This is a genomic window from uncultured Senegalimassilia sp. (assembly GCF_902464545.1).
Lineage (GTDB): Bacteria > Actinomycetota > Coriobacteriia > Coriobacteriales > Eggerthellaceae > Senegalimassilia.
In genome coordinates, this window is record NZ_CABQJR010000015.1 from 19,294 (window position 1) to 45,814 (window position 26,521).

Genomic DNA, 26,521 nt, shown 5'->3' on the forward strand with positions numbered 1-26,521 from the left:
TTCCGCTGTGCGACCGACGCGAATCCTTGCACTCACGTGCTAGACAAGGAAGCAACCATCAAGTTCTATCAAGAGGCGCTCGGCATGAAGGTGGTGTGCGAGATGGGCCCCGAGGACGGCTCCTGGACCAACACCTTCATGGCGAACGACGAGGCACCCTTCGAGATCGAGCTCACCTGGAACCGCGGGCAGGTGGAGCCCTACGACAACGGCGGCAAGGACACCCACATCGCCTTCGCCGTGGACGATTTCGACGCCTTCCACGAGCTCCACGAGAAGATGGGGTGCATCATCCGGGAGAACCCCCGCATGGGCCTGTACTTCATCGCCGACCCCGACGACCAGTGGATCGAGATCATCCCCACAAAATAGGAATTCGCAGGCGTTTCCTCGGACGGGCAGCGCAATCGGCTCGATCTCGCGCCAACCAGGAGGCGCCCCGCTGCGCTGCCCATGTGCCAACCTTGAAGCCCGCATACGGGCAGCGCACAAAAGCCCGGACCGCGGCGGCCCTACAGCGCGCTCATGCGCACGCTCATGTCGAGGGGTTTGGCGAAGTGCAGGCAGGTGGTCGCCAGGCCGTCGACGCCGGTGGCGGCGTACTCGGCGGCGTTGCCCAAGTTAACGCCTCCGGCGGCGATGAGCGTCACGTGAGGGTTGATGGCCTTGAGTTGCGGCACCAGCTGCGCGACCTGTTCGGGCGCCACCTTGTCAAGCTGAACGCCGTCGACGCCGGCTTCCACCAGGCGCACCGCGTCTTCGGTGCTCGACTCGACGAACAGCTTCTTCTCGCAGACCTTCGCCTTGAGCTGCGGCAGGTCGGCGATGAGCTTCTCAAGCCCGCCGTAGAAGGTCAGGTGATGATCGAAGACGAGCACCGTCTCGCTTAATCCCAAACGATGAGGGAAAGCACCACCGACCGTGAGCGCCTTGACGTCGAAGGGCTTGGTGCCGGGCATGAGCTTGCGGGTGGAAAGCACCTCGCACAGCGGGTTCACGGCATGCACGGCGTCTACCATCTGCTTGGCCTTGGTGGCAAGCGCGCAATAGTACTCGAAGATGTTCAGGCAGATCTTCCAACCCATATGCAGGCCGGCCGCAGGGCCTTCAACGGTCATGAACACGTCGCCGGGCGCAAGCATGGTGCCGCTGGGAAGCGCTTCGGCCACCGTACAGCCGAAGCGGCTGAAGATGCGGGCGGCCTCCTCAGTCCCGCAAAGCAGGGCCGCGTCGCGCGTGTAGTACTCCATGCGGCCCGGCTGCGCGCCGATGCCCAGGACATGCGTGGTCAAGTCGATCCCGCTGGGGATGTCGGAAGCGATAAGCTCATCGAGATAGCTGTCCGGGATATACATATGATTCCTCCTTGCGCTTCCTAGCGCGTGGTTTTCCTTCTTGAAGATGATACTGCTAGCCGCGGCCCAGAAACGCCATCACCTGCGGGGAGAACTCGCGCGTGAACAGCTCGTCGGCAGGACACACCGCCTGCAGCGCGCCACCCAGGATGATGCCCGCGCGATGCCCCAGGCTGCGCGCCTCGTTGAAGTCGTGCGTGACGAACACCACAGTGCAACGGAAACGGCCGTGCACATCGCGCAGCGTCTCGTACATACGCTTCTTGGTGGTGGGGTCGAGCGCCGAGAACGGCTCATCAAGCAGCAGGATCTCGGGCTGCATCACCAATGCGCGTGCCAACGCCGCACGCTGGCCCTCGCCGCCGCTGATGATGCCGGGGTACCGGTCGGCGATGTGGCGGATGGAGAACAAATCGAGCATCTCCTCCACACGGCGTGCCGCCTCCGCCTTCGGGACACGCGCCATCCTCAGGCCATAGCCGATGTTTTCCGCAACCGTCATATGCGGGAACAGCGCGTGATCCTGATAGACGATCCCCAGCCGCCGCTGCTGCACGGGCAGACAGCGAACGTCCTTGCCATCAAGCAAGATGCTGCCGTCCTCCAGGGGAAACGCGCCGGCGATCGCCTCGAGCAGCACGGTCTTGCCGGCGCCCGTCTCCCCCACGATGGCGAATATCTCGTGCGGCTCGATATGCAATTCGTCAACGCGCAGCAAGAAGCTGCCGCGGCGCGCCACCATGTCGCGAATCTCGATGCTGCCGCCGCTCATCGCCGTCCCTCGCATTCCTCGCATGCCTTCATGCGTCTCAAGCCCAATCCCTTGCCGGCCCTGCCCACGCGGCTTGCGCCCGTGGGACGGTCGAGCACGTTCGCCACCACCAGCGTGAACGCCGAAACCAGCAGCATGATCATGGCCGTGGCCATAGCGGTTTCGGTGTTGCCGGTGGAAATGCTCAGGTAGATGCTGCCGGGAAGGGTCTCGGTCTTCATGCGCGTCACGCCCACCAGCATGAGCGTCGCCCCGAACTCGCCCATGCCGCGCGCCCAGGTGAGTACGAACGCGCTGATGATCTGGTTGCGGCACATGGGCACGATGATGGTGCGGAACACGTCCCAGGGCATAGCGCCCAGCGTCTGCGCTACGAACTCGATGCGCGGATTGACGCCGGCGAAGGCGGTGCGCATCATGCGGATGGCGAAGGGCAGGTTCACGATCATCTGGGCGAACACGATGCCCGCAGGCGAGAAGACCACGGCAAAGCCCGCCTCCTTGAGCGCCTTGCCCAGCGGCGACGAGAAGATCAGCAGCAAGGCGAAGCCCAGCAGGATATAAGGCAGCGACAGCGTGAGCTCCATGAGGATCTCGGCCAGGCGCTTGCCGGGAAACGCCACATGCGACAGCGCATAGGCGGTCGGCAGCGACAGCAGCAGGCAGATGACGGTGGAAATGCTCGAAGTGGTCACGCTCATGCGCAAGGAGAACAATACCTCCTCGGAGCTGATGGCCTCGCCGAAATGCGAGATGCCGCCCGCCACAATAGCGAAGATGGCGCTCCCGATGAACAGGAGCACCATCCCCGTTACCAGCATGCACAATGCCGGGAAGATGTTGCGCTTGCGGCCTCTGTGACGTTTTGGCTCAGGTGCCGCGAACATGCGTTACACCAGCTCGTAGCCGAACTTGGTCCAGATGTTCTTGGCAGTTTCGGTCTGCAGGAACTCGGAGAAGGCCTTGACGGCGTCGGCATCGGCGGCACAGGTCAGCTCGGCGCTGGGCACGGTCTTGACGTAGTTTTCCATGCCGGAGTTCTCAAGGATGGTCAGGCCGTCCTTGCCCGCGTTCTCCTTCCACACGATGGCGGCGTCGCCCTCGCCCTTGGCCAGCGCCTCGGCGATCTGCGGAGCGGTTGTGGAGGTGGTGATGGCGCCAGAGGCCTTGACCTGCTCCATGATGCCGGCATCGGTCATGGCCTTGACGGCGATCTTGCCGATCGGCGTGGACTCAGGGTCGCCCAGCAGAAGGGTGTCGCACTTCACAAGGTCGCTGACGGTCTGGATGCCCTTGGGGTTGTCGGCGGGCACGACCAGGACGGGAATGTGCTTGACCAGGTCGGTGCTGGTGGCAACATAATCGCTGACGGGCTTGAGCTCATCGGCGGAGCCTGCGATGAAGAAGTCGCCCTCCTGCGTGGTGTTGATCTGCGTCTGGATCTGAGCGGCGTTGGCGAAGGTGATGTTCATCTCGCAGCCGGTTTCGGCCTTGAAGGCGTCCGCGATCTCCTGGAACGGCTTGGTCATGCCGGCGCCACAATAGATGTTGAGGCTCTTGCCCTCAAGGCTGGCTGCAGCGGTCTGCTCCGGCTGCTCGGCCTTCTGCTCGCCCTTGTCGGAGGAGCATCCTGCCAGCACGCCGCAGGCGAGCACGGCGGCAAACGCCACGGCCGCGATCGCTGTCAGGCGGTTCTTCATCTTTTTCATACTGGTTCCCTTCTTTTTTGTCCCCATACCACCAGGCGCCCCTTCGCATGCGAAAGGGCGCCTGTCATTTCGCTGATTATACACAGACGATAATAATATTTGCAAGTGCCTATAATCACGAATGAAAATAACCGCTTGAGGTAAACGATAGCTCGTGGCTGAGCACATTCAGGAGAAAATGCCTGGTCAAAAAGCGTTGCTCTATAGCCTGGAAGCTGCAAAGCCTGTACGCACTGCAATCGCGAAGGTGCTTGATACCGAGACATTCAAGGAAACGGGCCTATCCCGCCAAAGCCCCAAGCACAGACGATCGCGCCGAGGCCCCCAACGCTCCCCTTCCCCGCTAAACGCCGAACAACGCGGCGGTTTCCGCCATACGCTGCGCGATGGGCACGCCGAACGGGCAGTTCGCCTCGCAGGCGCCGCATCCGGTGCAGTCCCCGGCGCGAACCTCAAGGGCAAGGTAATGGTCGCGCACAGATGCGGGCACCTCATCCTGCATCTGCGCAAGGTCGGAGTACTTGTTCACCTCGGCAATGTTGATGCCCACGGTGCAAGGCTGGCAATGCCCGCAGTAAATGCAGTTGCCGAAATAAGCGTGCTGCGGCGCGCTAGCCAAGATGGATGCATAGTTTTTCGCCTCGTCATCAGCGGTTTCGTACGCCAGGCAACCTGCGCATTCCTCGATGTCCCTGAAGCCGGCCAACACGGAGGCGACCGCGGGGCGGGTCAGACAGTAATGGCAAGCCTGCACGGGGGTCATCGCCGCACCGAACGGCGATTTCCCGGCGTCGAACAGGCGCCCGCCCGCGAACGGCTTCATCACGGTGATGCCCACGCCGTTTTTCTCGCACAGCGCGTACAGACGCTTGCGCTGCGGGTCCATGTTCTCAAGGCCGGGCTGATACTCGTCCTTGAACAGGTCGTTGATGTCCTCGGAAGCAGGCAGCATGTCGTAAGCGGGGTTGATCGAGAACATGATCATCTCGATGTCCGGCGTGGCCGCAGCCCGCAGTGCAACCTCAGGGTTGTGTGTGGACAGGCCGATGTGATCGATGCGCCCTGCAGCCTTCTCGGCGCGCACGTACTCGATGAAGGGACCTTCCATGATCTGCTCGAACTCGGCGACCGCATCCACGAAGTGGATCAGCCCCAGCTCGATATGCCCGCCGAAGCAAGCGAGCAACTCCTCCCATGCCGGGATCACCGCATCCATGTCGCGCGTGCGGGTGTATTGGCCGTTTTGCCAGGTGGCGCCGAAGTGACCTTGCACGATCCACTTGTCGCGATTCGCGCAGACGGCGTTGCCCAAAACCCTGCGCACCGCCGGGTCGGCCATCCAGCAATCCACGATGTTGACGCCCTGCTCCACCGCGAAATCAACCAAACGGGAAACCTTCTCCTGGTCATCGCCCGGCATCCACTCCGCGCCGAAGCCGATCTCGCTGACCTCAAGCCCGGTCACGCCCAAACGTCTGTACTTCATGGAACCCCCTTCGCTCGATACCGTACCCGTATCCTACCAGGAGCAACCGCACAATCACCAGGAGCAGCCCCGCGACCTCGCCAGGAGCACCCGCAGGCATACATCGATGGCACGGCTGCTCCTGCGCCGACGCCGCAGGAGCGATCCCCACAACCGGGCAATATGCGCATCCTCATGCCGTCGAGAGGGAATCGAATGTCGCCTCCCAACGGCGCGCAAACACGGCCCACTTGCCGCCGAATAGGGTAAATCCGCTGCTCGACCGCAAAAAAGCAGGTCTCGGCAAAGGAAAACCTGGACCCAGCCGCATATAATATCGAGTTATGACTCATGCGTTGCGCACGGCAGCGCATACCCGCGAACTAAAGGAGCTCTGCATGGATCCGAACAAGCGTCCCGACGATATGGTGCGCATCACCACCCCCGAACTTGCCCAGGCGTTCATCGACGAACAGGTTGCCGCAGTCCGAGAGCAAATCGGCGACAAGAAGGTCCTGCTGGCCCTTTCCGGCGGCGTCGACAGCTCCGTCGTGGCCGCGCTGCTCATCCGCGCCATCGGCAAGCAGCTCATCTGCGTGCACGTCAATCACGGCCTTATGCGCAAGGGCGAAAGCGAGCAGGTCATCGACGTGTTCAAGAACCAGCTGGACGCGAACCTGGTCTACGTGGACGCAACCGACCGCTTCCTGGGCAAGCTCGTCGACATCGAGGAGCCCGAGGCCAAGCGCAAGATCATCGGCGCCGAGTTCATCCGCGTGTTCGAGGAGGAGGCCCGCAAGGTCGGCAACGAGGTCAGCTTCCTGGCTCAGGGCACCATCTACCCCGACATCCTGGAGTCCCAGGACGGCGTGAAGGCGCACCACAACGTAGGCGGCCTGCCCGATGATCTGCAGTTCGAGCTGTGCGAGCCCGTCAAGCTGCTGTACAAGGACGAGGTGCGCGTGGTCGGCCGCGAGCTGGGTCTGCCCGAGAACATGGTCGAGCGCCAGCCCTTCCCTGGCCCTGGCCTGGGCGTTCGCTGCTTGGGCGCCATCACCCGCGACCGCCTGGAGGCGCTGCGCGAGGCCGACGCCATCGTGCGCGAGGAGATCGACAACGCCGGCCTGACCATCTGGCAGTACTTCGCCGTGGTGCCCGACTTCCGCGCAACCGGCGTGCGCGAAGGCAAGCGCGCTTACGACTGGCCCTGCATCATCCGCTGCATCAACACGGTCGACGTCATGACCGCCGAGGTTCCCGAGCTTGATTGGGCGCTGCTCAAGCGCATCACCGCCCGCATCACCGCTGAGGTCCCCCGCATCTGCCGCGTGTGCTACGACCTCACCCCCAAGCCCGTCGGCACGGTGGAGTGGGAGTAAACCCGCAACAACATATCGCCCATCCGAGGCGCTTTGCTTTTTGCAAGGCGCCTTTTTCGTGAGAGATCGTTTGCAACGCTTCTTGCACCGATAGCGAATTGCCTTATTTACATTTCATAATGCAACATATAATTGACATTACGATTTGGATGCAATATATTTCTGTCATGTTGCAACGGATATCTGTCCATATGTCGAAAGGAAGCCCATGCCGGGCCAGAAAAACCTACGTATGAAGGCAGCGCGCGCAGCGGCCGGCCTTTCGCAATCCGATCTCGCCGAAGCCGTCGGCGTCACACGCCAAACCATCGGCCTTATCGAGGCAGGCGGTTATAATCCCACGCTCAATTTATGCGTTGCCATTTGCAAAACCCTTCATGTCACCCTAAACGACCTTTTCTGGGACGAAGATCGCTAACCCGGTTCCGCCATCTGCAACCCAGCACGTTAACCCAAACTCGAACACATCCTTTTAGGAGAGAATCATGAAGCTGCAAAATATGAAACTTACCCGGAAATGGCGCGAATACGCAGGTCCGAAGGACGAGCGGCTCGAGGCCGAGAACGCGAAAATCTATAAGCTTGGGTTCATGCTGCTATCGTTCGGCATGCTCACGTTGCTTGTGTACCAAATCATGGCCCAGCAGGTAGCGTGGGTGCACGATGGCGCCGACGAAGCGTTTCGCCTCTTCGCGAACCCTGTTGACGCCGTCATGTACGCATGGCTTTTCATCGTGATGATCATCTGCGCAGTGATGCAAACTCGGAAGGGGTACGTCGATACCAACCGCTTCGGGCAAACCGAGCACATTCCCATGGGCTATTTCCTGCTCATTTCGGGCATCACCGGCACCGTAAGCGCACTTGCCATCGCTGCTATGCGCTGCATCGCCGAGGCGCAGATTGTGCCGATTGAAAGTGTCTTTTGGGGAGCGAACCTGGCAACGGGCGTGGTGTTCGGCGTGACCATCTTCGTTGCCGTATTCGGCGCACTGTGCTTGGCATTCTTCGAGGCAAAGCAGCGCCGCGCGAAAATCGAAGCTGAGCTAGACTGCCCCGACGACCTGTAACCTAAAAGAGCAGAGTCCGCGCCTTATGCCATCCCTGTCATGTACTCTGCCCTGGATGCGATGCATCACGCAGGAGTAGGATTTGCGTCTATGCCGTCCCGTCAAGCAAAACGAGCCGCGCTCAAACAATCTTTTGGAGCGCGGCTCAACCATTTCGGAAACGCTGTTGCTAACGAAACCGCATCTCTGCAATCAACAACGCGCGACGATCCGTCAGCTAAAAGCCGACGATCAAACCGCCGCGTTCAGCGTAGTAGCTGCAAAGGCCCCTGGTCGGGAGGATCTCGATTCGGGAATCCTCCCAGGCGCTCAAAATGCCCTCTTTAAGAGCCTGGGCAACAGCATGGTTGTCGCAATGGCTAATGGCAACGTTGCCGCCGGAGAACCCGCGCTCCCTCATGCACTCGATGAGCGAGCGGACGGTGCGCTTCGGACCGCGCGTCTTGCCCTCGACGACGATCCGGCCCTCGTCGCTGGCGCTGCCGATACCCCACATGCCCAGCGCCTTGGCAAGGAAGCCCGCCATCTTATTCATACGACCGTTTTTAATCAGGTTGTCGAAGGACGAGAGCGCGAAAATCACCTTGGTCTTATCCAGAAACGCATTCGCACGCTCCACCGCCTCGTCGAAGTCGATGCCCTCGCGAGCGAGCCTTTCGATCTCGCGTACGCAAAGGACCAGCTCAGGGCCCGTAGAACGGGAGTCAAGCACGGCGATCTTCTTATCCGGGTCCGCCTCGAGCACCAAATCACGGGCGGTAAGAGCGCTGTTCATGCTGCCGGAAAGCTGCGACGAGATGGTGATGGCGATGGTGCGATCCGCCTTCTCGAACTGCTCAAGCCACGCGCCCGGAGCGGGGCACGAGGTGTAGCTGGCAGTCTTCTCCTGCTCCATATCGCGCAGCATCTCCTCGATATCAAGCTGCTCGTTATCGGTATACCCGCGAACGCCGACGCTGATCTCGAACGGCACGCTGGATAGCTCGATCGCGTCAGATCGATAGTCCGACGGAATAAGGTCGCAGCTTGAATCCGTGACCACGTTCCATTTCATGTAGGCCGTCCTTTCCCGATGCGTCAAGGCGCCCGCACACAACAGGCGCCCCGCATCCATTCCTTTATTTTCCCTGTACCACCAATTGAAGCACGGCTCCCCCGCGCCCTTACATCGTAAGAAACCATCATGCCCATGCCTTTCCCCATAAAGCAAGGGCATGCGGCGAATCTCAAGCTAAAAGGCCGCCACAGCAGGCGCTACGGCGTTTCAAGTCGCCACCCGCCCCATCGCCGCAGCGTGTACGGGTCTGCGATCACTTGCATTCGCAACGCGCACCAACCCAAGAGCGGGCCGATCGGCGACACCCAAGGGCCGCAACCGCCCCTATTCGCAACGTGGACGCCCACACCTTCCCCAAGCGCAAGAAAGGGAACGGGTGAAAAACCCGTTCCCTTTCCAAAACCATCGGTTTCCCGATGATCGACAAGGATCCGCGGATGATGCGCTAGGCGATCGGCGGGGTGCCCTCGAAGTTGCCGAAGATGGCGTCGATCTGGATGGCGGCGCCCATGGGCAGGTTCGCAACGCCGACCACGCGACGAGCGGGGGTTCCCTCGGGGAAGAACTGAGCGTACACCTCGTTGACGGCGTCCATGTCGTTCATGTCCTTCACGAAGATGTTCACCTTGACGCAGTCCTCCAGGACATGGTCAACGCTCTCGATGATGGCCTTGATGTTCTTCAGAGCCTGCTCGGTCTCGGCCTTCACGCCGCCGGCGACCAGCGCGCCCGTTGCCGGGTCAACGCCGAGCTGGGCGGAGATGTTGTTGTAGTGGGAGAACGCCACGGTCTGGGAGGACAGCTCGTCCTTCGGAGCGTTGGCGATGTTGTTGGCCTCGATGATCAGGCCATGACGGGCCTCAACGGCCTGCGGCGGGGTGCCGTCGCCGTGGGAGCACACGGCCTCGATCTGCACGAGCGCGTGCTGCGGCAGGTCGGCGACCTCGACCACGGTGCGGGCCGGCAGGTAGTTGACGGCGCGGGCGATGCCCGAATCCGGGAAGAAGCGCTTGTAGATCTCGTTCATGGCCTCAACGTCGCCGAGGTCCTTCAGGAAGACGGTGACCTTGACGATGTCGTCGAACGGAACATCCATGGCGGTCAGGACGGCCTTGATGTTCTTCAGGCACTGAGCGGTCTGCTCCTGCACGCCGCCCATGACGATCTGGTTGGAAACCGGGTCGATCGGCAGCTGAGCGGTGATGTTGTTGTAGTGGGAGAACGCCACAGACTGCGTGGACATCGCGTCGAACGGAGCGTTGTGGGTGTTGTTGGCGTACTTGACCAGGTCGCCGGCCTGGGGCTCGTTCGGGATGGTGCCTTCGCCGTTGGTGAGCAGAGCCTCAACCTGGACCAGGGCGCCCATGGGCAGATCGTTGACGGCAACGATGGTGCGGGCGGGCACGTAGGTGGTGAAGAAGGACTTGTAGGCCCTCTCCACAACGTCGATGTCCATGATGTCCTTGACGAAGATGGTGACGCGAACGACGTCGTTCAGGTCATGATCGATGCTCGCAACGATGGCTGCGATGTTGCGGAAGCACTGCTCTGCCTGCTCCTTGACACCGCCCTCGACGATTGCGCCGGTCTTAGGATCGACAGGCAGCTGGGCCGAGAGGTTGTTGTAATGGGAGAAAGCGACGGTCTGAGAGCACATCGGGCACTTCGGTGCGTTCTCGGTGTTCCTTGCCACTACCACGTTATCCGCCATGGCAATACCCTTTCTGTTGACAGCCTTCAATGAGGTTGCGCAAATACGTTTTCCCACGACTTGCGTCAGAGCGCATTAAACTTGACGGCGATTGTCATTGTCAATCGATTTTCGATAAATTCGTTGCCAGCTTCTATCGATCGAATCCCGTGAATCTATGGCTAAAAATGATTGCCCGATCCTATAATCCTTATGTTTCGGCGCGTATTTTCCAGCGAAACCCTGTTCATTCCGCATACCTTTTGGTGCGTTTTCAGACCAAAGTTTTTCCAACCGTTACCGTTCCGTCAACCACGCTTCCCGGCGAAAAACAGCCGTTTGCCGCCGAAGCCGCGGCGCAGCTTAGCACGTGGCTCGGTGTAGGATGCACTCGGCGGCTATGCTGACGGCTATCTCCTCGGGCGTTTCCGCTTTGATATCCAACCCTATGGGCATGTGCACGGCATCAAGCGCCGACTCGGGGATTCCCGCTTCCAGCATGCGCTCGCGCGCCGTGGCTATCTTGCGCCGCGATCCCATGAACCCCACGTATGCCAACGGCTGGCGGAGCACCTGCTCCAGCACGGCGAAATCGTGCTGATGGCTGTGCGTCATGATGAGAACGTAATCGCGTTCGTCAAGGGCCAGGGACGCGGCGATGTTGTTGTAATCCCCCACGATAGCTTGCTGCGCGCCATGGGATTTGCCGGCGTTCGCGAACTCGGGCCGGCAGTCGAACAGCGTGCAGGAGAACCCCACGCGCGACAGGGCCGAAACGGTGGCGCCGCCCACATGCCCGCCGCCGAACACCACGGCGCGAACCGGCAAGGGAACGGGCAGCATAAGCCAACCCTCCGCGATGCAGCGCCCCTTCTGGCCGCAAACCCGATCGCCCGGCGCGGAGTCGTCGCCCACAAGCAAGGCCCCGTCGGCATCGAGCAACGCGACACCTTCGTCGGATCGCGACAGGTCATCGCAGCAGCTTAACGCCAGATACGCCGGAATGCGCTGCTCGGAGCAGTGCAACAGCTCGCTGGCAACCTGGGCCCACACTGCGCTGCCGCCGCATATCGGAACGTGCAGCAAGCTTGCGCTTCCGCCGCAGACCATGCCCAGACGCTCCTCAAGTCCCATGCTCTCGAAGCGGTGCGCCGTACCCCCCAGCAAACGGCGCGCGCAGGCTATGCCATGCGCCTCAAGGGCGCCTCCGCCGATGGTGCCGCACACCAGCCCATCGGCAGATACCAACATGAGCGTCCCTGCCTTGCGCGGCGTTGAATCCTTGCTTTCCGCCACCACGACCAGCACCAACGGCTCGCCCGCACGGCAAGCGCCTGCGATATGCTCTGCAATCTTGCGCATCTTCCCACCTCACGCCCTATCGGGCCGAAAACGTTCCACTCAAATGAAGGATGGCCTCCAGCACGCCGCCCGCTACCGCCAGGCCTTTATCCGAGACCAGCCCGCAATAACCGCTCTGGCCGCGTGGATCCACGTCGCCGCACTTCAAGCCCTGGTGAACCTGCACTCCATCGGCTATCAGGCCGCGCAAAACGCCCGTGAGCGTGGCAACCACGGGAGCATCTCCCGCATACGCCACAACCTGGCCTTCCTCAACATGATCGCCTATGGCCGCAACGCCGCGGAACATGCCATCGCAGGGAGCGCGCAGCACGCGTTCGCCGGCGAAACCGCCCACCAGCCCGGGCACCGCGGTGTTCGGCAGCGCCGAGCCCTCGTAATACGCACGACCCAGGGTGTGCCCGCGCATGGTCTCCACCACGGCATGGCAATCCACGCCCACCGCGAAGCCCGGGCCGACCCCGACGACGATGGGAGCCATATCCATGGTAGTGCCTAGGTTGCGCTTGGCCAGCACGGCATCGACCACCGCGTCGGGCACCACGTCGTTGACGCATGCGCACGCGGGGTCCACCAAAACAGCGACGACGCCTTCGCCGGAAAGCAGCTCCAAGGCATGGGAAGCGTCCCGTACCCGCACGGCCGTCACGCCTTCCACCTGGGTTTTCCCCATGCGAACAGCTTCGCTGAAGGCCACGGTGCGACGCACCGTCAAAGGCTGCTCTATCTCAGTCATAAGCACGGAAGCGCCACATCGCACAAGGCGCAGCGCGATGGCGCTGGCGATATCGCCGGCGCCGCGGATCACCGCAAGCATCGAAGATCGTCCCTCCAAAGGCTTCCCGCCACCACCGGCGTCTTGCACAGCGCCGCGATGCGTCGCGCCGCCTGCCAATCGACGGGAGCTTCCACCTTGTTGATCAAAACCACGTCATGAAGCCGCTCGGCCCGCAGCACCGCAGCGACCGCCTCGGACGTGACCGCGTCATCGACGGAAACGCCGGCCAGCTGCGCAAAGCGCTGCGGCCGGTGACACGTCTGCGAAACGGGGGCACCTATGCCATCGATCCCGACCACGCACACCGTCCGCCCCGCGCACGCGGGGATGACCGGCTCGTGCTCGGCATGCGCCTTCAGCGGGAGCTTCTTCGCCCCATCGGCCTCCACCAACACGTAGTCCGCCAAGCGCACCAGGTCGGCGAAAGCCACCCGCGGCTCAGCCAGCTTCCCCGTGGGCAGATGAATGGAACCCGCACACGCGATGGGAGCTTCCAAAAGCGCCGCCCGCGCATCATCGGGCGATGCGCTAAGCACCACGGGGCACCAATCGGGCACGTACATCTTCGTGCTCGTGGCCACGATTACGCGCGCATCGCGCGACAGCTCCTCGGCCAAGGCGCGCAAAAGCGTGGACTTGCCGCCACCGCCGATGATGGCCGTAAGCCCACGCTGGATATGTAGCAAGCTGCTTAAGATTCCCGCTCCTCCGGTTTCGCCAGAAGGATGTGCTCGGGAAGGATGGGCAGCTCGCGATGCCACACGCCCGTTGCCCGATAGATGGCCTGCGCCAACGCAGGGCCCGGCGTGTTGATGACGATCTCGCCGATGGATTTCGCGCCGAACGGACCGGTGGGCTCGTAGGAATGCTCGAACTCCACGTTAATGCGCCCCGTGTCCAGACGGGTGGGCAATCGGTACGTGAACAGGCTCGATTCGCGGATGGCACCCTTGGGCGTGCGGGTGACGTCCTCCATGAGCGTATGCCCAATGCCCTGCACGATGCCGCCTTCCACCTGGATGCGCGCGAGCGCCGGGTTGATGGGGATGCCGCAATCGACCACGGCGGCGTAGTCGAGCACTTCCACCACGCCGGTCTCGCGGTCAAGCTCGATCTCCACCATGCCCACCATGTACGGCGGCGGGGACACCGGCGAGGAATGCTGCGCGGTGGCCTCCGGGGCAAGGCGGCAGTTGCACTGGCTTTTCGCGGCGATCTCAGGCAGCGAGACCGTGCGTCCCGTTGCTTCGTGGCGCACGCATCCGCCTTCGAAGCTCAGCTCGGCCGCATCGCAGCCGAGCGCCTCGGCGGCGATGGCGCACAGGCGCTCCTTGAGCTGCGTGCACGCCTTCTCCACGGCCATGCCGGTGACATAGGTGGTGGAAGACGCATACGAACCGGAATCGTACGGGGACGCATCGGTGTCGGCGCCGAACACGCTCACGGCTTCCAGCGGGCATTCCATGTGCTCGGCGACCATTTGAGCCAGGATGGTGTCGCAACCCGTGCCCATGTCGGCCGCGGCGATGAGCAGCATGTATCCCCCGTCGTCGTTAAGCTTGACGGTAACCGAGCCCACGTCGATGCCGGAGATGCCCGAACCCTGCATGGACATGGCCACGCCGGCGGCGCGCACCTTGCCGTTGCCCATATCGCGTACGGGGAACTTCTCCTTCCAACCGAACATGTCGCTGCAGTGCTGCATGCAACGGTCCAGGGCGCAGGCGTTGGCCACCTCGCCGAAGTAGGCGGGCATGGACATGCCTTCGCGCACCATGTTCTGCTCACGCAGCTCCACCGGGTCGCGGCCCAGCTTCGCCGCCAGCTCGTTGACGGCGGTTTCCACGGCGAACTGGCCCTGCGTGGCGCCGAAGCCGCGGTACGCGCCCGACGGCTGCATGTTCGTGTACACCACGTTGGCGTCGAACTTGAACGCTTCGAGCGAGCCGGTGTACAGCGGGATGGACTTGTGGCCGGTCAGGCCGACCGTGGCCCAACCGTGCTCGCCGTAGGCGCCCGAGTTCGACAGCGTGGTCACCCCAAGCGCGCGGATGCGGCCGTCGTTATTCGCACCCAGGCGGACCTTGACCTCCATCTCATGGCGCGGTGACCCGCAGGTTTGCGATTCCTTGCGCGAGAACACGCACAGGGCCGGACGCCCCGTCTTCATGGTGACGAACGCGGGGTACACCTCGCACACCGCGGTCTGTTTCGCGCCGAAACCGCCGCCGATGCGCGGCTTCTCCACGCGGATGCGGCTTTTCGGGATGCCGAGCGCGTGCGATAGGATGCGGCGGACGTGGTAGACGATCTGCGTGGACGAGATCACGTGCAGCCTGCCATAGCGGTCCAGCTGGGTGAACGTGCGGAACGTCTCCATCATGGCCTGGTTGTACGCCTTCGTATGGTAGGTGCGCTCCAGTACCACGTCGCAATCGGCCAGCACCGCCTCGATGTCGCCGCCGGCGTCGGAGGTGGTGCCCACCAGGTTGCGCGTGTTGTCGCCGCCCAGGTCGCACAGCATATGCCAGTTGTCCTCGGGGTGCACCAGCACGGGGTTGTCCTTCGCGGTGCGGAAATCCAGGACCGGCTCCAACACGTCGTATTCAACCTTGATGCGCGAAAGGGCAGTTTGCGCCGCCTTCTCGTTCTCGGCCGCCACGATGGCCACCACATCGCCCACGAAGCGCACGTGCCGATCGATGATCAGGCGATCGTAGGGGCTGGTTTCGGGGTAGGTCTGCCCGGCGTTGGAGAAACGCTGGTCGGGCACATCCTCCCAGGTGTACACGTCAACCACGCCAGGAACCTTCTTGGCCTTCGACGTGTCGATGGTCTTCACCATGGCGTTGGCGTGGGGGCTTCGCAGAAGCTTGACCACCAGCGCATCGGGTGCGATGTCCTCGGTATAGACGGGTTTGCCCAGCAGAAGCTGCATCGAGTCCTTCTTGCGGACCGATTTGCCCACGGAACGATATTCGGGCCTATCCACGCTCGACCTCCTTGCCATGCTTTTCGTCCAGGAAGGCGCGGATGCCGCGCAGCTGCCCCACGTAGCCCGAGCAACGGCACAGGTTGCCGCTCAGATACGCCAGGATCTCATCGTCGGTAGGATCGGGGTTCTCTCGCAGCAGCGCGATGGTGTTCATCACGAAGCCGGGGTTGCAGAAACCGCACTGCTCGGCGCCCTGGTCGGCAATGAAGCCCACGAACTCCGACGCCTCGGCCTGCAGGCCTTCCAGCGTGCAGACGCTGCGGCCGTTGGCGCGGGCGGCCAGCGTGGAGCAGGACAGCACGGGCACGTCGTCGAGCATCACCGTGCACAGGCCGCACGCGGACGTCTCGCAACCGCGCTTGACGCTTTTGCACCCGTGGGCGCGCACGAAATCGATGAGCAGCATGTCGGCGGGGATGTCGTCTGCCACCGTTTTGCCATTCAGCTTGATCTTGACTTCCATCTAGCGCACCTCCCCTAACGCCAGCAGGGCGCGGCGCACGAGCACGGGTGCAAGCGCGCGGCGGTACTCGGCGCTGCCCCACATATTTCCGGAAACGCGGATGCTTCCCGCGACATGGTCGGCAAACGCCGCGGCGCTTGCGTCGGTGATACCGTCGGCAAGGATACCCCGATCGTCGCGCAAAAGCACGGCACGACCCGGACGCGCGCCCACCGTCACGCGGTATTCGTCGCCCATCTTCGCCACCATGCAGTTAAGCGTGGGCAGGTCGGTGCGCTGCTTGCGCACGGCCTGGTACGCGAAGGCGCCGGGGCGCTTCTTGACGATAAGACGCACGAGGATGTCCTTGTCGTAGGGCATGCTCACGAAACGCTCCAGGGGCACGATGCCGCCTTCATGCAGCTCAACGTAGCTGTCCATGGCAAGAAACGCCGTGACGATGTCGGAGAAGCCCATGCGACGCCACAGGCTTCCGCCGAGCGTGGCGCCGTTGCGGAACTGCACGCCCACGATGTCTTGGAACGCCGCCTTGATGGCGCCGCAGGAATAGGCGTCAAGGCCGGCGTGGGTTTCCATCTGGCGCAGGGTGACCATGGCGCCGATGCGGAACTCCTCGTCGGTCTCCTCGATGGTGTCCAAGCCCAGATCGCGCAGGTCGATGGCGGTGCCGAAGGAATGGTTGCCCATCTTCAGCCACATCATGCCCGCCACCACGCGATTGCGCTTCTTCTGGTTCAGCTCCCAAGCCTCCTGCAGGCTTTGCGGGCGCTCATATTTCTGAAAGGTAATAATGATGCACACCCCGTTGCTTGAGGTTTATAGAAACGTACATATTATACTGTGGCCAGGGAATCCTTCGAAAGCCCCGCACACCGAACCCGACCGACCGACCATCGAATCTGCAAAGGCGAACCGACCATGACCAGCCCCATTGAAACCCCGAACGCCGTACACGGCTGCATCATCATGGCATCGGGCCTGGGCACGCGCTTCGGGTCGAACAAGCTCATGGCGGACCTTGACGGCGCGCCGCTTATCGCCCACGCGATCAGGGCCTGTGACGGGCTATTCGCGAAACGCGTGGCGGTCACGCGCCACATGGACGTGGCGAAGACGTGCCGCAGCCTGGGCGTGGAAGCCATCCAGCACGATGAACCGCTCAGAAGCGACACCGTGCGTCTGGGAATGCAAGCCATGGACGGATGCGACACGGTCACGTTCATCCAGGCAGACCAGCCGCTCATCAGCGCGAACACCCTTGCCGCCCTGCTTCGCGGCGCCGAAGCGCACCCCGAGCTCATCTGGCGCGTCAGCTTCCAGGGCACACCGGGCGCACCGGTGCTGTTCCCCGCCTGGGCCTTCGACGAGCTGCGCGCGCTCCCGCCCGGCAAGGGCGGCGGCTTCGTGGCGAAAGCGCATGCGCAGCGCGTGCGTTGCGTTGAAGCCGCTAGCAAATGGGAGCAGTTCGACGTGGACACTGTGCAGGACCTGGAGGTGCTGCAGGCGCATATGAGCGCGGGTTTGCCTCACCGTAAAAGCCCCTGAAAGCCAAAAATGCCCGGCAGGTCACGCAGACCTACCGGGCATTCTCATCATATAGGCGTCGCGAAAGGCTATACGTCTGCGTCGCTTTGGGTGATTTCCTTGTCCTTGGGGAGCACGATGTTCAAGATGATGGCCATGGCAGCCGCGGCAACGATGCCGGAGCCGCCGAAGATCAGGCTAACCATCTGGGGAGCGCCTGCCAAAACCGCCGGGTTGGCGCCGATGCCGTAGCCCAGGCCCAAGGCCACCGACACGATGCTCAGATTGCGCGGGGTCAAAGGCTCGCGCGTGATGAGCTGGATGCCGCTGACCACGATGGAGGCGAACATGATGACGGCCGCGCCGCCCAGAACGGACTGCGGCATGATGGAGACCACCGCGCCCAGCTTCGGGCACAAACCGCACAAGATCAGGAACACCGCGCCGCAGGCCAGGGCCTTGCGGTTGACCATCTTCGTCATGGTGACCAGGCCGACGTTCTGGCTGAACGAGGTGTTCGGCAACACGCCGAACAGGGCCGCCGCGGTGGAGCCCAAGCCGTCGCAGATCACGCCGCCGGAAAGCTCCTTGTCGGTGGCCTCGCGGTTCATGCCGCCCTGCGTGACGCCGGAGATGTCGCCGACGGTCTCGACGGCGGTGACCACGAACATCACGAGCACGGGGGCGATGGCGCGCATGTCGAACACAGGCGCCACGGGCAACGGGTTGGGCACGGCGAACCATGCCGCTGCGGCAACCTTATCCCAGTTCAAAACCCATGCCTTCGTATATTCGACGCCGTTCGCGTCGACACCGGTGGTGGGCAGGACCATGCCCATGATGCCCGCCGCGATATAGCCGACGATGATGCCGACCAAAATGGAGGATGCGCTCAAAAACCCGGTGGTCGCGTGCTTGACCGCCAAAATGACCACCAGCACGACAAGCGCCAGGCACAGGTTCTCAAACGAGCCGAAGTCCTTGGCGCTGGCGCCGCCGCCGAAGGTGTTCACGCCGACGCTGATCAGGCTCAAGCCGATGGAGAGCACCACCGTGCCCGTGACCACGGCCGGGAAGAACCGGCGCAGAGGCTTGAGGAAAAAGCCAAGCACGCCCTCGAACAGGCCGCCGATGATGGAAGCGCCCATGATGGCGCCGTAGGCCAACAGGCCGCCGCCCATGGATGCCGCCACGGAGTTGAACACGCCGATGAAGCCTGAGGACGTGCCCATGATGATGGGCACCCTGCCGCCGATGGGGCCGACGCCGAACAGCTGGACCAAAGTCACCACGCCAGCGATCCACATGGCGTTTTGCAGCAGCGCCAGCTGCACGTCCGCGAACTCCGCGCCCGCAAGGCCGCACGCGCCCGTGACGATCAAAAGCGGCGTCAAGTTGCCCACGAACATCGCCAGTACGTGCTGCAGGCCCAGCGGAATGGCCTGCGCCAGCGACATGTCGCCCTCGAACGAGAAAACGCCGAGCGACTTTGCATTACCGGAGGTTTCCTCCGAAGCAGCGGCCGAGCAATCCTTCTCCTGAGCCTGCTCTACCGCCTCCGGCTTCTCATCTACCATGCACATCCCCCTTCCAAAGGACGGAAACTGCAAAAAAATAGCACCCTGGCGCGTCTTTTTGAAGAAGGTATGGAGTAATTTACACGTACGTGACATTTTCAGGCACGCCCATGGCGGCCCCAAACGCAAAGCGGGAGCGCCGCCCGTTCGGCAACGCCCCCGCCTACATGCGCCATGAGCGCCTTGCGGCAGCATGCCGACGCATCCAGCGCAAAAGCCCGTGATTCGGAAAAGAAGCAGCTTCGAGGCAAAACGAAACGGCCGCCCCGGAAACGGGACGGCCGCAAACATCGCTGAAGGAAGACCCCCGATCGCCGAAGCCGGGGCAAACCCCCGCCCGCGCGCTGACTTAGTTCTAGGAACCGCGCCCTTACAGCATGTGGGCGCGCAGCTCCTCGCCGCTTACAGGCGAGAGGTAGGCGGGCGCGATGTCGAACACGGTCTTGCAGCCGGTTGCGCCCTCGGCCGCCAGGCGCGCGACGGCGCGGGCGTAGGACACCAGCACGCAGGCGGTGAACTCAGGGTTGGAGCCCAGGTCGAGCGAGTACTCGATACGGCAATCGTTGCCGCCGGCCGTGGTGCCCGTGCGGATGACGAAGCCGCCGTGCGGCAGCCCCGCGTGGTCGCGATCGAGCTCTTCCTGGCTGATGAAGTTCACCGTGACATCGTACTCGTCGAAGTAGTTCGGCATCTCGACGATCTGCTTCTCCACCGCCTGGGCGTCGGCGCCCTCCTCAAGCACCACCCAGCACTCGCGCGTGTGCTTCTGGCGCGTGGTCAGCTGCGGGTTGCCGCCGGCGCGCACCGCATCGAGCGCGGCGGGCACGGGGATGGTGTACTGGCGCGCATCGGCCACGCCGGGGATGCGGCGCAGCGCGTCGGAGTGCCCCTGGGACACGCCGCGGCCCCAGAACGTGTAGTCCGCGCCCTGCGGCAGGATGCAGTTGGCGTACAGGCGGTTCAGCGAGAACAGGCCCGGGTCCCAGCCGCAGGAGATGAGCGCGCACGTGCCGGCCTCGCGGGCCGCCGCGTCGACGTTCGCGAAATGCGCGGGGATGTTGGCATGCGTGTCGAACGAGTCCACCACGTTGTACAGCGCCGCGTACTTCGGCGTCTGCTCGGGAAGGTCGGTGGCGCTGCCGCCGCACAGGATGAGCACGTCGATGTCCTCGTTGCCGGTTTCCAGGTCGGCCACGGAGCGGACGGGCACGCCCTCGGTGGCGATGCTCACGCTTGCAGGGTCGCGGCGCGTGTACACCGCTGCGAGCTCCATGTCGTCGTTCTGGCGAATGGCCAGCTCAACGCCACGTCCAAGGTTTCCGTATCCCAAAATGCCGATGCGAGTCATTTCGCTTCCTTTCCCGATGCGGCGACGCAGGGCCGCGATAGTGCCTGAAAAACGCTTCCATGATACGCGTATCGCGCGCCGAACCCGCAAGCGTCGCGCAATTTCCGCATACCAACCGTATAGGGAAACGGCCGCGAAGCCGCTCGCGGCACACCTGCAAGCCCGCCACGGCACGACAGCGAACACCCGCTCGCAACGCACCGGCGATGCCCCGTCCGCAGCGCCGCAGCCGACCCCCGCGCAACACCGCCGCGGCGCGTCCGCCACGCGTATCGATCCGGCGATATCCTACCGGGTCCCTTCCCTTCCTGCTAGAATACGGCCCATGAAACTTCAACAGCTCAGATACGTCATCCAGGTCGCCGAATCCGGGTCGCTCACCGCGGCGGCGAACAAGCTCTTCGTCGCGCAACCCAGCCTTTCTAAGGCGGTCTCGGAACTCGAACGCGAGATGGACATCACCATCTTCACGCGCTCTCGGACCGGCGTCGTCCCCACCGAGGAGGGCATGCGCTTCCTTTCGCGCGCCCGCCAGGTCATCGAACAGGCCGATCTTCTAGAGAGCGAATACAAGGGCACCGACCGCATCCGCCGCGTGTTCGGCATCTCCACCCAGCATTACGCCTTCGTGGTGAACGCGTTCGTCTCGCTCGTGCGCGAATACGACCGCAACCGCTACGAGTTCTCGCTGCGCGAGACGTCCACCGCCGGCATCATCGACGACGTGCGGGTGCAGCGCAGCGAGCTGGGCGTGCTGTACCGCTGCGACTTCAACGAAAGCGTCATCTCAAACGTGGTGAAGTCGGCCGACCTGCACTTCGTGCCGCTGTTCCGTGCGAAACCGCACGTGTTCGTCAGCCGCAACAGCCCGCTGGCGCGCCTTGAGCGCGCAACCCTTGCCGACCTGGCGCCCTACCCGCGCCTGAGCTACGACCAGGGCATCCGCAACTCGCTGTACTACGCCGAGGAACTGCACATCGCCGAGGCGGTGGACAAGAGCATCGTGGTGACCGACCGCGCGACGCTGTTCAACCTGATCATCGGCCTTGACGGCTACACCATCTCGAGCGGCATCCTCTCCGAGGACCTCAACGGCAGCCAGATCGTGTCCATCCCGCTCGAAAGCCCCGAGCATATGGAGTTGGGATACGTCAAACGCGCCGACCGCCCGCTGTCCTCAGTGGCCGAGCGCTACCTGCAGCTGCTGCAGGAATACGTGAACGAATACCAACGCGAAGCCGGCGAATAAGGTAGCTCGCCCTCGCGCGAGCCCTTCGACGCGCGGCGCGAACGGCGCAAACGGAAGACGAGGCCAGGCCGAGGCGCCTCGCCCGCCGGCACCCGACACCGCGCGCCGCCCGCGCAGCCCAACCACACTTCCATTCCTTTTGGCTATGCATATCCCTACCAAACCGATAGTTTTCTATCACGCAGGCCTGTGGCATCCTTTCCCTCGCAACACAAGCGATGAAAGGACGCTCCCATGGCCATCACCAACCCTCCCTACGCATATGACATCGTCGGCAGCTTCCTGCGCCCCGAGGCGCTCAAGCAGGCGCGCGCCGATTTCGCCGCCGGAACCATCACCCGCGAGCAGCTGACCGCCGCAGAGAACGCCGCCATCGCAGACCTGGTGGAGAAGGAGAAGCAAGCGGGCCTCAAGGCCGTCACCGATGGCGAGTTCCGCCGCGCCATGTGGCACCTCGACTTCCTGGAAAGCCTGCAAAACGTCGAGCACGTCGACGCCGAAACGTGGTCGGTGGAGTTCAAGGGCCCCAAGCCCAAGGGCGCCCAGCTGGTGTTCCGCGACAAGATCGCCTTCGGCGACCACCCGTTCCTGGCCCATTTCGCCAAGCTGCGCGACATCGCCGGCGACTATCCGGCGAAGCTGACCATCCCCGCGCCTTCCATGCTGCACCTGATCCCCTGCGTGCGCGGCAAAGCCACGTACCGCCCCATCGAGCGCTATGCCGACGAATCGGTGCTCTTCGACGACATCGTGGAGGTGTACCGCGATGCCGTGCGCGCCTTCTACGACCTGGGCTGCCGCTACCTGCAGTTCGACGACACCAGCTGGGGCGAGTTCTGCGACCCGGCCAAGCGCGAAGCGTACGCCGCCGAGGGCATCGACGTCGACCAGGTGGCGAAGAGCTACGTGGACGCGATCAACCGCATCCTTGAGGCAAAGCCCGACGACATGACCATCACCACGCACATCTGCCGCGGCAACTTCCGCTCCACGTGGTTCTCTTCCGGCGGCTACGAGCCCGTGGCCGAGGTGCTGTTCGGCGGCGCGAACTACGACGGCTTCTTCCTGGAGTACGACTCCGACCGCTCCGGCGATTTCGCACCGCTGGCGCATATCCGCGACCAGAAGGTGGTATTGGGCCTGGTCACATCTAAGTTCCCCGAGCTTGAGAACGAAGACGACGTGATCGCGCGCATCCACGAGGCAGCGCAGTACGTTCCGCTCGAGCAGCTGCGCCTGTCCACGCAGTGCGGCTTCTCCTCCACCGAGGAGGGCAACGTGCTCACCGAGGATGACCAGTGGGCCAAGATCGCGCTGGTGCGACGGGTCGCCGAGCGCGTCTGGGGCGAATAAACGGCCAACGCACGCAACCGAACCCGATGTGTTAGGCCCCGAACAATGGTTCCGGGCCTAACTTGTTTTGACACGGGATAACGCCTGACGCAACGCTTATTTCGAAAAATGGCACCGCTCTGACTTTGTGAACCTGCGAAACGGTCCGCCCGAAGCGACCTCATGGTAAAATTCCTCGTTGATTTCAGTCGGGTTCCGCATAGAGCAAAGGCTTGGGATGAACAAGCGCACCACCAGCAAAGGCAGCCAAATCTCGCGCGTCCTCATGACGGCGCTCACCATCGTGCTCATCTTCCTGTTCCTCGACATCATGTCGCTGGTCGCAAACATACAAGGCACCGCGCGCGTGGTGAACTACGCCGGCTTGGTGCGCGGCACCACGCAACGCATCGTGAAGATGGAAGATGCGGGACTTGCGCAGGACAAGATGATCGAGTCCGTGGATTCCTACATCGATGGACTGCGCTATGGAAACGATGACCTAGATTTGGTGCGTCTTGACGATGAAGCCTATCAGGAGAAGATGACCGAGCTGGCCGACCGCTTCGCCGACCTTCGCACCGAGATCGAGCTCGTGCGCGAAACCGGCTATCAAAACACCGACATCATCGCGAAAAGCGAGGACTTCTTCGAACTCTGCGACCAGACCACCGGGCTGGCGGAGGAATACTCGCAAGAAAAGGCCACCGCGCTCGACCGCCTGGAGAGCATCGTCATAGCCGATATCGTGGCCCTGCTGGCGTTGTTCGCCATCGAGCTTGTCCGCGCGCTGCGCACCGCGGCCCTGAACAGGCAGCTGCAACGCAAGGTGTACCTTGACGAGGCGACGGGCCTTCCCAACAAGAACAAGTGCGAGGAAATCTTGTCGCAGGCCAAGCCCATCGGCCCCAAAAGCCCCTTGGCCGTGTTCGTGTTCGATCTGAACAACCTTCGCACCATCAACAACAACCTTGGGCACGAAAAGGGCGACGAATACATCCGCTCTTTCGCGCTGCAGCTGGCGAAAGCGCAAAGCCCCCTGTGCTTCACCGGCCGCTATGGCGGCGACGAGTTCTTGGCGGTGCTGCACGGCGCCGATGCCGCACAGGCCGCGGCACTGCTCGACCGGATACGGCACAACGCCGATGAGTATTCCCAGGCCCATCCCGATATGCCCATCAGCTATGCCGCCGGCTACGCCCTGTCCAGCGAATTCGAATCCCCCACCATGCGCGAGCTGTTCCGCCAAGCGGACAAGAACATGTACATAGACAAGAACAACGCGCGCCTTGCCCAGGCAGCGGCGCGCCAACGGCAAAACGAGCGCATCTTGAAGCGCGTTTCCGGCCTTGGCTTCCGTTTCTCCAACTGCATATACTGCGATGCCAAGCTCGACCAGTACCGCATCCTGCGCACATCATCGAACACGTTTTTAGCCGACAGCGGCAACTACTCGGGCGCCGTCGAGCACATCGCATGTTCGCTGACTTGCGAAGAGCAACGACCCAAGGTGCGCCGCGCACTGCAGCTGGAAACGCTTCACAAGCGCCTTACCCCGCAAAGCGAACCTATCGAGCTGATCTTGCAAAGCCCGGCATGGCGCGGCCGCGTCACCGTGCTGCACCTAGACGATGACGAAGAAGGGGCGCTCCATCACTTCGTGGTCGCCCTCGAGCCGTTCTCCGACGGAACGGCAAGCGAGAAGCAGCAGCTCTCCCGCTACTACGACCAGCTCAGGCAATCCATCCTCGAGAACAGCGGCGGTTACGTAGATGCCCTGCTCGAATCTGCGCAAGCGGCATATTCGGTCGACCTGACCAACGACCGCCTTGAGCAGGTGTTCTTCGCGTCCGACGGGGGCTTGGCCGAACCGGACATGCAGCTACCTTGCTCCTATACGGCCTTCTGCCGCAAACATTCCGGATCCGTCACCGAGGGCACGCTTGAAAGCTATCGACTCGCAAATTCCTCGGAGAAGCTGCTTGCGCGTTTCAAAGGCGGCGCGAACGAGGTGACCATCGAGTTCTGCGAGACCGGATCGGACGACAACCTGCAATGGTTGCAAAAGGTCGTGCTCATGTCGCAAGATTCGCAATACCGCATCGACACCCAAGATGAGCTTCCTGTCGTGCGCGGCATCGTGCTAATCAAGAACACCTCGACGTTCCACGAACAGGAACAAGCGGAGAAACGTCGCCTTGAGCAGGCATTGCAGACCGCCGATTCCGAAAGCAAGGCGAAAACCGAGTTCATGAACCGCATGAGCCACGACTTCCGCACGCCCATCAACGGGATTTTGGGCATGCTCAACATCATCGGAGCAAGCGAGCAGGACCCCGCGAAAACCCGCCAATGCCTGGACAAGATCCAGATATCGGCGAACCACCTGCTCAACCTGGTCAACGACGTGCTCGACATGAACAAGCTCAGCTCCGGGCAGGAGGTACTCGAGCAGGACGAGTTCGACCTTCTGGAATTGGCCGATGACGTGGAATCGCTCGTTGCCGCCCAGATGCTGGAAAGCGACATCTCCCACGAGCGTTACCGCAAGGACGTGCAGCATACCCAGCTCATCGGCAGCGACCTGCGGCTGCGTCAGATAATGCTCAACCTGTTCAGCAACGCCATCAAGTACAACAAGCCCGGCGGGAGGGTGGGCACGTACATCACCGAGCTTTCATGCAACGGCGATACGGCGCTGTTCGAATTCAAGATCGCCGACACCGGCATCGGTATGAGCGAGGAGTTCGTGTCCGAGCACCTGTTCAAGCCGTTCACGCAAGAGCAAAACGGCGCGCGCACCCGCTACCAGGGCACCGGCCTGGGCATGTCCATCGTGAAAACGCTCATCGACGCCATGGGCGGCACCATCAGCGTGCAAAGCACGCCCGACGTTGGGACGGAGATAACCTTCACGCTGCCGTTCAAGATAAACGACAACGCAACGGCGCGTCCCGAACGCGCGCAGGCCGCCCCGCAAGCCAAGGGTTCCCTTTCCGGCAAGCGCGTGCTGCTGGTCGAGGATAACGACCTGAACATGGAGATCGCCGAGTTCTACCTGGACCACGCCGGCGCCGCCGTGGTCAAAGCATGGAACGGCAAGGAAGCGGTCCAGATGTTCGCAAGCTCGAAGCCGGGCGCGATCTCGCTGATCTTGATGGACCTGATGATGCCCGTCATGGACGGCTACGAGGCCACCCGCGCCATACGCGCGCTCGACCACCCCGACGCATCCACCGTGCCCATCATCGCCATGACGGCCAACGCCTTCGACGAGGACCGTAAGAAATCGAAGGCCGCCGGGATGGACGCGCACCTGGCGAAACCGATTGATATGCAGGCGCTCCTGTCCGCAGCCGGGCGCTTCTGCGAATAGGCCGCTGGCGCACGCAAGCT

23 protein-coding genes are annotated in these 26,521 nt (G+C 62.7%); 8 read left to right on the top strand and 15 right to left on the bottom strand.

Annotated elements, in window-relative coordinates; genetic code table 11:
* The first annotated feature begins 36 nt into the window (after positions 1 to 36).
* A complete protein-coding gene (locus tag RDW26_RS05575; protein WP_307982837.1) occupies positions 37 to 372 on the top strand; it encodes a VOC family protein in 336 nt (111 codons plus the stop codon).
* 140 nt (positions 373 to 512) lie between these two features.
* On the opposite strand, the gene modD is transcribed toward RDW26_RS05575, so the two are convergent.
* From modD to RDW26_RS05600, 5 genes are all read right to left on the bottom strand, one after another.
* A complete protein-coding gene (gene modD, locus RDW26_RS05580) occupies positions 513 to 1,355 on the bottom strand; it encodes a ModD protein (RefSeq protein WP_307982838.1) in 843 nt (280 codons plus the stop codon).
* A gap of 55 nt (positions 1,356 to 1,410) precedes the next feature.
* Positions 1,411 to 2,127 (bottom strand): ATP-binding cassette domain-containing protein, encoded by a 717-nt coding sequence (locus RDW26_RS05585; protein ID WP_307982839.1) that lies wholly within the window; start codon positions 2,125 to 2,127, stop codon positions 1,411 to 1,413.
* Entirely contained in the window at positions 2,124 to 2,948 is an 825-nt protein-coding gene (locus RDW26_RS05590) for an ABC transporter permease (RefSeq protein ID WP_307982840.1), read from the bottom strand. Before RDW26_RS05590 ends, RDW26_RS05585 begins: the two co-directional genes overlap by 4 nt.
* Positions 2,949 to 3,017: 69 nt before the next feature.
* Complete coding sequence (gene modA, locus RDW26_RS05595) at positions 3,018 to 3,836, bottom strand: molybdate ABC transporter substrate-binding protein (RefSeq protein ID WP_307982841.1); 819 nt, start codon at positions 3,834 to 3,836, stop codon at positions 3,018 to 3,020.
* A 343-nt stretch (positions 3,837 to 4,179) separates the two neighbouring features.
* Complete coding sequence (locus RDW26_RS05600) at positions 4,180 to 5,322, bottom strand: aldo/keto reductase (RefSeq protein ID WP_307982842.1); 1,143 nt, start codon at positions 5,320 to 5,322, stop codon at positions 4,180 to 4,182.
* Positions 5,323 to 5,699: 377 nt separating this feature from the next.
* On the opposite strand from RDW26_RS05600, the gene guaA reads away from it, so the two are divergent.
* The 3 genes from guaA (at position 5,700) to RDW26_RS05615 (ending at position 7,750) form a co-directional block, all read left to right on the top strand.
* On the top strand, positions 5,700 to 6,680 hold the full coding sequence (gene guaA / locus RDW26_RS05605) for a glutamine-hydrolyzing GMP synthase (RefSeq protein ID WP_307982843.1): 981 nt from the start codon (positions 5,700 to 5,702) through the stop codon (positions 6,678 to 6,680).
* A 208-nt stretch (positions 6,681 to 6,888) separates the two neighbouring features.
* Positions 6,889 to 7,098: a helix-turn-helix transcriptional regulator gene (locus RDW26_RS05610; protein WP_294362268.1), complete on the top strand. Its 210-nt coding sequence runs from the start codon at positions 6,889 to 6,891 to the stop codon at positions 7,096 to 7,098.
* 67 nt (positions 7,099 to 7,165) lie between these two features.
* Complete coding sequence (locus RDW26_RS05615) at positions 7,166 to 7,750, top strand: hypothetical protein (protein ID WP_307982844.1); 585 nt, start codon at positions 7,166 to 7,168, stop codon at positions 7,748 to 7,750.
* A 217-nt stretch (positions 7,751 to 7,967) separates the two neighbouring features.
* On the opposite strand, the gene RDW26_RS05620 is transcribed toward RDW26_RS05615, so the two are convergent.
* The 8 genes from RDW26_RS05620 to RDW26_RS05655 form a co-directional block, all read right to left on the bottom strand.
* Entirely contained in the window at positions 7,968 to 8,804 is an 837-nt protein-coding gene (locus RDW26_RS05620) for a DegV family protein (protein WP_307982845.1), read from the bottom strand.
* Between the two features lie 448 nt (positions 8,805 to 9,252).
* A complete protein-coding gene (locus RDW26_RS05625; RefSeq protein ID WP_294362264.1) occupies positions 9,253 to 10,518 on the bottom strand; it encodes a RidA family protein in 1,266 nt (421 codons plus the stop codon).
* Between the two features lie 342 nt (positions 10,519 to 10,860).
* The gene (locus RDW26_RS05630) at positions 10,861 to 11,859 is read right to left on the bottom strand and encodes an XdhC family protein (protein WP_307982846.1); all 999 of its coding nucleotides are present in this window, start codon (positions 11,857 to 11,859) and stop codon (positions 10,861 to 10,863) included.
* A gap of 16 nt (positions 11,860 to 11,875) precedes the next feature.
* Positions 11,876 to 12,676: a selenium-dependent molybdenum cofactor biosynthesis protein YqeB gene (gene yqeB / locus RDW26_RS05635; protein ID WP_307982847.1), complete on the bottom strand. Its 801-nt coding sequence runs from the start codon at positions 12,674 to 12,676 to the stop codon at positions 11,876 to 11,878.
* Positions 12,664 to 13,323: a selenium cofactor biosynthesis protein YqeC gene (gene yqeC / locus RDW26_RS05640; RefSeq protein ID WP_307982848.1), complete on the bottom strand. Its 660-nt coding sequence runs from the start codon at positions 13,321 to 13,323 to the stop codon at positions 12,664 to 12,666. The genes yqeB and yqeC overlap by 13 nt, the downstream gene beginning before the upstream one ends.
* A gap of 5 nt (positions 13,324 to 13,328) precedes the next feature.
* Positions 13,329 to 15,629, bottom strand: a complete 2,301-nt coding sequence (locus tag RDW26_RS05645) for a molybdopterin cofactor-binding domain-containing protein (protein ID WP_307982849.1) — start codon at positions 15,627 to 15,629, stop codon at positions 13,329 to 13,331.
* Complete coding sequence (locus RDW26_RS05650; RefSeq protein WP_307982850.1) at positions 15,622 to 16,095, bottom strand: 2Fe-2S iron-sulfur cluster-binding protein; 474 nt, start codon at positions 16,093 to 16,095, stop codon at positions 15,622 to 15,624. The genes RDW26_RS05645 and RDW26_RS05650 overlap by 8 nt, the downstream gene beginning before the upstream one ends.
* The gene (locus tag RDW26_RS05655; protein WP_307982851.1) at positions 16,096 to 16,896 is read right to left on the bottom strand and encodes an FAD binding domain-containing protein; all 801 of its coding nucleotides are present in this window, start codon (positions 16,894 to 16,896) and stop codon (positions 16,096 to 16,098) included.
* A 117-nt stretch (positions 16,897 to 17,013) separates the two neighbouring features.
* Between RDW26_RS05655 and RDW26_RS05660 the strand changes: the two genes are divergently transcribed.
* Positions 17,014 to 17,640 carry a nucleotidyltransferase family protein gene (locus RDW26_RS05660; RefSeq protein WP_307982852.1) on the top strand — a complete coding sequence of 209 codons (627 nt, stop codon included), beginning with the start codon at positions 17,014 to 17,016 and terminating at the stop codon, positions 17,638 to 17,640.
* A gap of 68 nt (positions 17,641 to 17,708) precedes the next feature.
* Here the strand turns inward: RDW26_RS05660 and RDW26_RS05665 are convergent, their stop codons facing one another.
* Together RDW26_RS05665 and RDW26_RS05670 are read right to left on the bottom strand one after the other, a co-directional pair.
* On the bottom strand, positions 17,709 to 19,196 hold the full coding sequence (locus RDW26_RS05665) for a nucleobase:cation symporter-2 family protein (protein ID WP_307982853.1): 1,488 nt from the start codon (positions 19,194 to 19,196) through the stop codon (positions 17,709 to 17,711).
* Positions 19,197 to 19,566: 370 nt separating this feature from the next.
* On the bottom strand, positions 19,567 to 20,544 hold the full coding sequence (locus RDW26_RS05670; protein ID WP_307982854.1) for a diaminopimelate dehydrogenase: 978 nt from the start codon (positions 20,542 to 20,544) through the stop codon (positions 19,567 to 19,569).
* A 325-nt stretch (positions 20,545 to 20,869) separates the two neighbouring features.
* Here RDW26_RS05670 and RDW26_RS05675 point away from each other — a divergent pair, with 325 nt between their 5' ends.
* The 3 genes from RDW26_RS05675 to RDW26_RS05685 all read left to right on the top strand — a co-directional run bounded on the left by RDW26_RS05675 (position 20,870) and on the right by RDW26_RS05685 (position 26,501).
* The gene (locus RDW26_RS05675; RefSeq protein WP_307982855.1) at positions 20,870 to 21,793 is read left to right on the top strand and encodes a LysR family transcriptional regulator; all 924 of its coding nucleotides are present in this window, start codon (positions 20,870 to 20,872) and stop codon (positions 21,791 to 21,793) included.
* 234 nt (positions 21,794 to 22,027) lie between these two features.
* Complete coding sequence (locus tag RDW26_RS05680; RefSeq protein WP_307982856.1) at positions 22,028 to 23,146, top strand: 5-methyltetrahydropteroyltriglutamate--homocysteine S-methyltransferase; 1,119 nt, start codon at positions 22,028 to 22,030, stop codon at positions 23,144 to 23,146.
* A 217-nt stretch (positions 23,147 to 23,363) separates the two neighbouring features.
* A complete protein-coding gene (locus RDW26_RS05685; RefSeq protein ID WP_307982857.1) occupies positions 23,364 to 26,501 on the top strand; it encodes an ATP-binding protein in 3,138 nt (1,045 codons plus the stop codon).
* Positions 26,502 to 26,521: the final 20 nt, after the last annotated feature.

Excerpts from the sequence above, each read along its gene's own strand:
- guaA (WP_307982843.1), top strand. The coding sequence starts at position 5,700 with ATGGATCCGAACAAGCGTCCCGACGATATGGTGCGCATCACCACCCCC.
- RDW26_RS05610 (WP_294362268.1), top strand. The coding sequence starts at position 6,889 with ATGCCGGGCCAGAAAAACCTACGTATGAAGGCAGCGCGCGCAGCGGCC.
- RDW26_RS05660 (WP_307982852.1), top strand. The coding sequence starts at position 17,014 with ATGACCAGCCCCATTGAAACCCCGAACGCCGTACACGGCTGCATCATC.
- RDW26_RS05670 (WP_307982854.1), bottom strand. The coding sequence starts at position 20,544 with ATGACTCGCATCGGCATTTTGGGATACGGAAACCTTGGACGTGGCGTT.
- RDW26_RS05675 (WP_307982855.1), top strand. The coding sequence starts at position 20,870 with ATGAAACTTCAACAGCTCAGATACGTCATCCAGGTCGCCGAATCCGGG.
- RDW26_RS05650 (WP_307982850.1), bottom strand. The coding sequence starts at position 16,095 with ATGGAAGTCAAGATCAAGCTGAATGGCAAAACGGTGGCAGACGACATC.
- RDW26_RS05615 (WP_307982844.1), top strand. The coding sequence starts at position 7,166 with ATGAAGCTGCAAAATATGAAACTTACCCGGAAATGGCGCGAATACGCA.
- RDW26_RS05630 (WP_307982846.1), bottom strand. The coding sequence starts at position 11,859 with ATGCGCAAGATTGCAGAGCATATCGCAGGCGCTTGCCGTGCGGGCGAG.
- RDW26_RS05685 (WP_307982857.1), top strand. The coding sequence starts at position 23,364 with ATGAACAAGCGCACCACCAGCAAAGGCAGCCAAATCTCGCGCGTCCTC.
- RDW26_RS05590 (WP_307982840.1), bottom strand. The coding sequence starts at position 2,948 with ATGCTGGTAACGGGGATGGTGCTCCTGTTCATCGGGAGCGCCATCTTC.
- yqeB (WP_307982847.1), bottom strand. The coding sequence starts at position 12,676 with ATGCTTGCGGTGATCCGCGGCGCCGGCGATATCGCCAGCGCCATCGCG.
- RDW26_RS05600 (WP_307982842.1), bottom strand. The coding sequence starts at position 5,322 with ATGAAGTACAGACGTTTGGGCGTGACCGGGCTTGAGGTCAGCGAGATC.
- RDW26_RS05585 (WP_307982839.1), bottom strand. The coding sequence starts at position 2,127 with ATGAGCGGCGGCAGCATCGAGATTCGCGACATGGTGGCGCGCCGCGGC.
- modD (WP_307982838.1), bottom strand. The coding sequence starts at position 1,355 with ATGTATATCCCGGACAGCTATCTCGATGAGCTTATCGCTTCCGACATC.
- RDW26_RS05665 (WP_307982853.1), bottom strand. The coding sequence starts at position 19,196 with ATGGTAGATGAGAAGCCGGAGGCGGTAGAGCAGGCTCAGGAGAAGGAT.
- RDW26_RS05625 (WP_294362264.1), bottom strand. The coding sequence starts at position 10,518 with ATGGCGGATAACGTGGTAGTGGCAAGGAACACCGAGAACGCACCGAAG.
- modA (WP_307982841.1), bottom strand. The coding sequence starts at position 3,836 with ATGAAAAAGATGAAGAACCGCCTGACAGCGATCGCGGCCGTGGCGTTT.
- RDW26_RS05620 (WP_307982845.1), bottom strand. The coding sequence starts at position 8,804 with ATGAAATGGAACGTGGTCACGGATTCAAGCTGCGACCTTATTCCGTCG.
- RDW26_RS05680 (WP_307982856.1), top strand. The coding sequence starts at position 22,028 with ATGGCCATCACCAACCCTCCCTACGCATATGACATCGTCGGCAGCTTC.